This is a genomic window from Oerskovia enterophila, assembly GCF_044748475.1.
Lineage (GTDB): Bacteria > Actinomycetota > Actinomycetes > Actinomycetales > Cellulomonadaceae > Oerskovia > Oerskovia enterophila.
Map to the genome: position 1 here is coordinate 586,000 of NZ_JBIVFZ010000001.1, position 7,283 is coordinate 593,282.

Below are 7,283 nucleotides of genomic sequence, written 5' to 3' on the forward strand. Positions count from 1 at the left end.
CTCAGTGTGTCGCCCGGGGGGCGGACGGGCCACCGCACGACGGGCGTCGTGACCGGTCGGTGGCCAGGAGGTCTACGCGTCGGCGTCCTGCGCGGCCTCGGGCGCCCGCCACGGTCTCGGGGGCAGCCCGGGCGGCGGTCCGGGGGACTCGGGCGAGCACAGCGGCAGCCGCTCGCCCAGGATGCGCAGCGTCACGGAGCCCGCGACCGCGGCGACCAGCGAGCCCGCGAGGATCCCGATCTTGGCCTGCTCGACCAGAGCCTCGTCGTCGAACGCGAGCTCGGCGATGAACAGCGAGATGGTGAACCCGATCCCGGCGAGCATCGCGCCGCCCAGCAGGTGCGAGTAGCGCACGCGCCCGGGCAGGTCGCCCAGGCCGAGACGCAGCGCGAGGGCCGAGGCGCCGAAGATCCCGACGGCGTTGCCCACCACGAGCGCGACCGCGACGCCGATCGTCAGCCGGGACGTCATCGCGGCCGACAACGACTCGGCGTCGAGCTGCACGCCCGCGTTGGCCAGGCCGAACACGGGGACCACGACGTACGCGCTCCACGGGTGCAGGACGCGCTGGAGCCGGTCGCTCGCGGGGACCGCTGCGCGCGCGGCGAGCTCGGTCAGGTGCTCGCGCTCCGCGGTCGTCTCCTCGCGCAGCCGCTGGGCGTACCCCGGGACGTCGTCGACCTGGTCGCGTCGCGACCGGCGCGACGGGATGAGCAGCCCGACGAGCACGCCCGCGAGCGTCGCGTGGACGCCCGAGGAGTACACCGCGAGCCACAGGGCCACGCCCACGCCCACGTAGGGCGCGAGGCGCCAGACACCGAGCCAGCGCATCACGAGGAGCGCGACCACGAGCACGCCCGCGATGCCCAGCCCGGGCAGCCACACGCCGTCGTTGTAGAAGACGGCCATCACCGTGATGGCCCCGATGTCGTCGACGACCGCGAGCGTCAGCAGGAACAGCCGGAGCCGGTCGGGGCAGCGCGGGCCGAACAGCGCGAGGACCCCCACGAGGAACGCGGTGTCGGTCGACATGACCACGCCCCAGCCGTGCTGCGCGTCGGTGCCCGCGTTGAACGCCAGGTAGATCAGCGCGGGCACCAGGAGGCCGCCCAGCGCGCCGAGCGCGGGGACCGCGACCGTCCGGCGGTTGCGGAGCTCGCCGCTCGTGACCTCGCGGTTGATCTCGAGGCCGATCACCAGGAAGAAGATCGCCATCGCGGCGTCGTTGACCCAGTGGTGCAGGTCCATGTCGAGCGACCAGTCGCCGAGGTGCATGCCGGCCGTGGTGGACCACAGGTCCTCGTACGCGGCAGACCACGGCGAGTTCGCCCACACGAGCGCGATCACGGTCGCCGCGAGGAGGAGCACCGCGCCGCCCGCCTCGGTCGCCAGGAACTGCCGGACGGCCGGGGCGACCGGACGCACGGGGAAGCGCAGGGGCGGCCCCGGGCGCTGGTCGAGCGTGGGGAGGAGCGGGCGCCCGCCGGGCTGGGTCGGCGGGACCGGGGGAGTGGACGTCACCGCTCCAAGGTCGCAGCGCGCGGCGCCGGACGCAACGGGTGTCCGGAACCGTGCGGGCCGCCTGCGCGGGGCGTCCGTGCCTCGCGTCCCTCGCTGCTAGCGTCGACCGATGGATACCTCTGACACGCACGCCGCGCACCTCGAGAGAGCCGTTGCCGTCGCCGTCGCGAACGTCGCCGCCGACGGGGGGCCGTTCGGCGCGTTGCTCGTGACCTCGGACGGACAGGTCTTCGAGGGCGCCAACCGCGTGACCTCGACCAACGACCCGACTGCTCATGCGGAGGTCGTCGCGATCCGAGCGGCCTGCGCCGCCCTGGGGACGTTCGACCTTCGAGGGTCGGTGCTCTACGCGAGCTGCGAGCCGTGCCCCATGTGCCTGGCGGCAGGCCTCTGGGCACGGGTCGACGCGATCTGGTTCGCGGCCGACCGAGGAGACGCGGCACGCGCAGGGTTCGACGACGCCACGTTCTACGAGTTCTTCGCGGAGGCTCCTGAGGACCGTTCGCCGCCCGTCCGGCGGCAGCGCACCGCATCGTCGGGCGAGCCGTTCGACGCCTGGCGCGCGCTCGACTCTCACACCGGCTACTGAGCCCGCTGGGCGTTCGTGCTCGCGGCAGCCCGGTCGTGACAGGCTGGGGCAAGGTGGCCCTGGGCGGGGCCCGGACGAGGAGCAGAAGTGACAGCAGAGCGGGTTGCGCCGAGCACCGAGGGATCGAGCGGCCCGACGACGGGGCTCGCCTTCGGTGCAGAGACGGCACCGGCGGAGAGTCCACCGTCGGCGACGGGCGTGGTGCGGGTGAGCGTCGAGCAGCACCGTCGCGAGGTCGAGGCGCTCCTGGGCCCCGCGTTCGCCGGTCGCGGCACCGAGCGCGTGACGATCGCCGACGCGCTCGACCGGGTGCTCGCGACCGACCTGCACGCACCGTCTCCCCTGCCCGGGTTCCGCAGCTCCCAGATGGACGGGTACGCGGTGCGGTCCGTGGACGTCTCAGGCGCGACCGAGGGGGGCCCTGTGCTGCTGCCCGTCGTCGCGGAGATCCCCGCGGGGCCGGGCGTGCCCGCCCCGCTCGCCGCGCGGACCGCGGCCCGGATCATGACCGGAGCCGTCGTGCCCGAGGGGAGCGACGCCGTCGTGCCCGTCGAGGACACCGACGCCGCGCGCTTCGGTGCACGCACGGCCGGGGCCACGCGAGGGACCCTCGGGGACCAGGTCGGCGTGCTGGCGCCGCGCAGGTTCGGAGAGTTCGTGCGTGACGTCGGGTCCGACGTCGGCGCAGGCGACGTGGTCCTGCCCGCCGGGACGCTCCTGGGACCGCAGCACCTGGCCGCGGCCGCGTCGTGCGGGGTGGCCGAGCTCGACGTCGTGGCGTGCGTACGCGTTGCGGTCGTCTCGACCGGGACCGAGGTCGTCGAGCCCGGGCAGGTCGCGGTCCCCGGGCAGGTCTACGACGCGAACCTCACCGGGCTCTCGGCCGCGGCACGGCGGGCCGGAGCCGTCGTGACCCTGGCCGAGCGCACGGGGGACGACCCTGCCGAGCTGTCGTCCGTGCTCGCACGGGCCGCGCAGGAGGCGGACCTGATCCTCACGTCGGGCGGTGTGAGCCAGGGGGCGTACGAGGTCGTCAAGGACACCCTGGGGGACGGGGTGACCTTCCGTCCTGTCGCGATGCAGCCCGGCGGGCCGCAGGGCTTCGGCACCGTCCACGGGACGCCGGTCCTGACCTTCCCGGGCAACCCGGTCAGCGCCCAGGTCTCGTTCGTGGTGTTCGCGCGCGACGTCCTCGAACGCGCGGCGGGGCGCCCGCCCCGCGACCGCGAGACCCGCAGGACCGTCGAGGTGATCGTCTCGCCGCCGGGCAAGCGGCAGATGCTGCGGGGGCGCACGGGACCGGACGGGAGCGTCACGGTCGTCGGCGGCGCGGGATCGCATCTCGTGGCGACCATGGCCGCGGCCGACGTGCTCATCGAGGTGCCCGAGGGCGTCGGGCGCGTCGCGGCGGGCGAGCAGGTACGGGTCGTGAGGCTGTGAGCGGGTTGGACGGGACGACCGAGGGAGAACCGACGGTGACGCACGACGAGAAGCAGCACGAGGGTGTGCCGGTCACCGACGGGCGGGGAATCGGGCAGCCGGGAATCGACGGGCGGGGCGGTGCCGCGGCGCGCGACGTGTCGCGCGTGACGAGGGACGTGCTCGACGAGGTCGTGGTGCGGTCCGTGGAAGGCGCGGTGTCCTCGCGCGAGTGCGGCGCCGTCGTGACCTTCCGCGGGGTCGTGCGGGACGTCGACGGCGGGCGCGACGTCACGGGCCTCGACTACGAGGCGCACCCCGACGCGACCGAGGTGCTCCGGCGGTGCTGCGCGGCCGTCTCCGCGGAGACGGGCCTGCGCGTCGCGGCCGTCCACCGGTACGGCGTGCTGACGATCGGGGACGTCGCGCTCGTCGCGAGCGTCGCCTCGGGGCACCGGGCCGAGGCGTTCGCGGCCTGCTCGCTGCTCGTCGAGCGCATCAAGGCCGAGGTACCCATCTGGAAGCGCCAGCACTTCACCGACGGCGACTCGGAGTGGGTCGGGCTGTAGGCGTCTTGGACCGGGAGGGGGCAGCCGCCCGCCCGGTCAGACGCGCGGGTTGTCCTTGAGGAGGCCGAACCCGATGCCGACGAGGGCGCCCAGGATCAGGCCGGGGCCGGCGAGCAGGAGCGTGCCCGCCACGGTGCCGATCAGGGTGCCCAGCACGGTGCTGGGTCCCGCGGTGAGGCGGCTCGGGCCGGGGCGGTGGACCGGGAGGGCGTCGGTCCGGGGAGCGGGCTCGGGAGTGGTGCTGGTGTCGCTGGGAAGTTCGAGGAGTGCCACCCCTCCATGGTAGGTCTGGAGGGCCCTTCCGGCCGGGTGCCGCGAGGGTCGCCGGGGCGGATCACCCGATGACCTTGGACACGTTCTGCGCGGCTCGTCGACGTGCTGGTCGAGGCGCGTCGCCCGACGCACCCAGCGGGTGCTCAGCCGCCGATCGCGCCCATGCTGCGCTCGGTGCGCGCGAAGGCCTCGGGGTCGCCTGCCGGGCCGCCGATCGCCCCCGCGTCGGGGGCCCCGCGATCGAGACCGTGCGCGAACGGCTTGGCCCACATGGCTGCCTGCCAGGCCGCGGCGATCTGCGCGTCGGACGCGCCGTCGTCGGGCACGTGCGTGCGCGACGCTGCCCGGGAGCCCGCGTCGTGACCCGACCGCAGGAGAGCGCGCAGGTCGACCTCCTCGTTGCCGAACAGGCACGAGCGCACGGTCCCCTCCGCGGTGAGCCGGGTCCGGTCGCAGTCCCCGCAGAACGAGCGCGTGACCGAGGCGATGATCCCGACGGTCGCCGGCCCGCCGTCGACGGCCCACTCCTCGGCGGGGGCCGAAGGGTCCTCGCGGCCCACGGGCGTCAGGTCGAAGCGGGCACCCAGGACGTCGAGCAGACGTTCGGCCGAGACGAGCTGGTCGCGGTCCCAGTTCTGGTCCGCGTCGAGCGGCATCTGCTCGATGAACCGCAGCCGGCACCCGTGCTCCACGGCCCACGCGAGCAGCTCGGCCGCGCCCGCGAGGGTCTCGGGCATGAGGACCGCGTTGAGCTTGACGGGCGACAGGCCCGCGTCGAGCGCGGCCTGGATCCCCGCGAGCACCTGGGGGAGCCGGTCGCGCCGCGTGAGCTCGGCGAAGTGCCGGCGGTCGATGCTGTCGAGCGACACGTTGACGCGGTCCAGCCCGGCATCCACGAGCTCGCCGACGCGCTTGTCGAGGCCGATCGCGTTGGTCGTCATCGAGATCCGCACGCCCGGTGCGGCGGCGCGTGAGCGGCGCACGATCTCGGCGAGGTCGGGGCGCATGAGCGGCTCGCCGCCCGTGAACCGCACGTCGCGGATGCCCAGGCGGTAGCCGATCCCCACGAGGCGCCCGATCTCGGCCGGGGTCAGCAGGTCCTTGCGGGGGATCGCGGGGAGCCCCTCGGCGGGCATGCAGTAGGTGCAGCGCAGCGAGCACTTCTCGGTCACCGAGACGCGCAGGTCGTGGGCGACGCGACCGTAGCGGTCGACGAGCGCCTCGGTGTCCGGGCGTCCCAGGGTGCTCGGCGCCCCGGAGGAGCGCACGCGGGGCAGGCCGAGCGCGACGGCAGTCATGGTCGCGAGTCTACGCAGCGGCGGGAGGTCGGGCGGGGTCTGCCCAGTGCTGAGTGCGTGATTCGGCTGGGACTCGCCGGGCGTGTCGCAGCGCGATCATGCACTCGGCGGGACGGCCGCGCGAACAAGCGGTGACGGGTCAGCGCGCGGACCGGGCGTCGTACGCCTCCTGGGCGGCGACCACCTGCGGGACCGCGCCCTCGAGGACGTCGATGAGGTCGACGAGCTTGTCGGCGACGACCCGCCCGAGGTCGGTGAGCGAGTACTCGACGTGCGGGGGGATGGTCGCGCGGACCTCGCGCACGACCAGCCCGTCGCGCTCGAGCCCCTGGAGCGTCTGGGCGAGCATCTTCTCGCTCACGCCGTCGATGCGTCGACGCAGCGCGTTGAAGCGCACGGCGCCGTCCCGCAGCCCGGCGACGGTCAGCACTCCCCAGCGGCCCGTCACGGCCTCGAGCGCGTGGCGGGACGTGCAGCCGCGCTGGAACACGTCCGCGAGCATCTCGTCGGACGGTCCCGTGGTCTCGGGGGCGGGCTGGAGGTCTGTCACGAGGACAGCCTAGCGCGCAGGCGGTTCGTGAGCACTGTGATGTATGCCGCACTGCTGAAAGGATTGCACTTACGAAAAGTTAGTGCCAGGCTGTCGCGGTACCCACCACCCCTTCAGGAGGACCCCATGATCGCCGTCACCGCCGCCACCGGACGCCTCGGACACCTCGTCGTCGACTCGCTCCTCGAGCGCGGCGTCGCCCCCGAGCAGATCGTCGCCGCCGTCCGCACGCCGGCCAGGGCCGCCGACCTCGCCGAGCGTGGCGTCGTCGTCCGCGAGGCCGACTACTCGCGCCCCGAGACCCTCGGGACCGCTCTCGAGGGCGTCGACGTCGTCCTCCTCGTCTCGGGCTCCGAGGTGGGTCAGCGTGTCCAGCAGCACGCGAACGTGGTCGAGGCCGCCCGGGCCGCGGGCGTCCGCCACCTCGTCTACACCAGCGCGCCGCAGGCCACCACGTCCGCGCTGGTCCTGGCCCCCGAGCACAAGGCGACCGAGGAGCTCGTCGCGGCCTCGGGCCTGCCCGCCACGATCCTGCGCAACGGCTGGTACACCGAGAACTACGTCGGCAACGTCGAGCAGGCGCGCGAGACCGGCGTCGTGCTCGGCAGCGTGGGCGACGGGCGCGTCGCGTCCGCGAGCCGCAAGGACTACGCCGAGGCGGCGGCCGTGGTCCTCGCCGCGGCCAACGACGACGCGGCCTACGAGGGCGGCGTCCACGAGCTCTCGGGCGACGTCGCGTGGGACTACCTGTTCCTCGCCGCGACCATCGCGGAGATCGTCGGTCGCGAGGTCGTCTACCAGGACGTGACCCCCGAGGTGCACACCCAGGTCCTGCTCGACGCGGGCCTCGACGAGGGGACCGCGGGCTTCGTGGTCGCGCTCGACGGCAACACGCGCGACGGTCTGCTCGCGGCGACGTCGGGCGAGCTCGCGCGCCTCATCGGGCGCCCGACGACGCCGCTCGCCGAGGGCCTGCGGGCTGCGGTGGGCGTGACGTCGGCCGCGTGACGACTGACTCCCGCTGAGTGCGTGGTTGTGCCGCGACGCGCCCGGCGTGTCGCGGC

General features: G+C 74.4%; 8 protein-coding genes. 4 read left to right on the top strand and 4 right to left on the bottom strand.

Annotated features, from left to right (window positions below; translation table 11 throughout):
* Nucleotides 1-72: 72 nt before the first annotated feature.
* Nucleotides 73-1,521: a Na+/H+ antiporter NhaA gene (nhaA, locus tag ACIPWA_RS02520; RefSeq protein WP_400287942.1), complete on the bottom strand. Its 1,449-nt coding sequence runs from the start codon at nt 1,519-1,521 to the stop codon at nt 73-75.
* Nucleotides 1,522-1,630: 109 nt separating this feature from the next.
* Here nhaA and ACIPWA_RS02525 point away from each other — a divergent pair, with 109 nt between their 5' ends.
* From ACIPWA_RS02525 to ACIPWA_RS02535, 3 genes are all read left to right on the top strand, one after another.
* A complete protein-coding gene (locus ACIPWA_RS02525) occupies nt 1,631-2,110 on the top strand; it encodes a nucleoside deaminase (protein ID WP_068625213.1) in 480 nt (159 codons plus the stop codon).
* An 87-nt stretch (nt 2,111-2,197) separates the two neighbouring features.
* The gene (locus ACIPWA_RS02530) at nt 2,198-3,550 is read left to right on the top strand and encodes a molybdopterin molybdotransferase MoeA (protein ID WP_400287943.1); all 1,353 of its coding nucleotides are present in this window, start codon (nt 2,198-2,200) and stop codon (nt 3,548-3,550) included.
* 137 nt (nt 3,551-3,687) lie between these two features.
* Nucleotides 3,688-4,098 (top strand): molybdenum cofactor biosynthesis protein MoaE, encoded by a 411-nt coding sequence (locus ACIPWA_RS02535; protein ID WP_400288454.1) that lies wholly within the window; start codon nt 3,688-3,690, stop codon nt 4,096-4,098.
* Between the two features lie 36 nt (nt 4,099-4,134).
* Here ACIPWA_RS02535 and ACIPWA_RS02540 read toward each other — a convergent pair whose 3' ends face one another.
* From ACIPWA_RS02540 to ACIPWA_RS02550, 3 genes are all read right to left on the bottom strand, one after another.
* Nucleotides 4,135-4,371 carry a hypothetical protein gene (locus ACIPWA_RS02540; RefSeq protein ID WP_400287944.1) on the bottom strand — a complete coding sequence of 79 codons (237 nt, stop codon included), beginning with the start codon at nt 4,369-4,371 and terminating at the stop codon, nt 4,135-4,137.
* Between the two features lie 143 nt (nt 4,372-4,514).
* Entirely contained in the window at nt 4,515-5,669 is a 1,155-nt protein-coding gene (gene moaA, locus ACIPWA_RS02545; RefSeq protein WP_400287945.1) for a GTP 3',8-cyclase MoaA, read from the bottom strand.
* Nucleotides 5,670-5,808: 139 nt separating this feature from the next.
* Nucleotides 5,809-6,219, bottom strand: a complete 411-nt coding sequence (locus ACIPWA_RS02550) for a winged helix-turn-helix transcriptional regulator (RefSeq protein WP_255354265.1) — start codon at nt 6,217-6,219, stop codon at nt 5,809-5,811.
* A gap of 126 nt (nt 6,220-6,345) precedes the next feature.
* Here ACIPWA_RS02550 and ACIPWA_RS02555 point away from each other — a divergent pair, with 126 nt between their 5' ends.
* Entirely contained in the window at nt 6,346-7,227 is an 882-nt protein-coding gene (locus tag ACIPWA_RS02555) for an SDR family oxidoreductase (RefSeq protein ID WP_400287946.1), read from the top strand.
* The last annotated feature ends 56 nt before the right edge of the window (nt 7,228-7,283 follow it).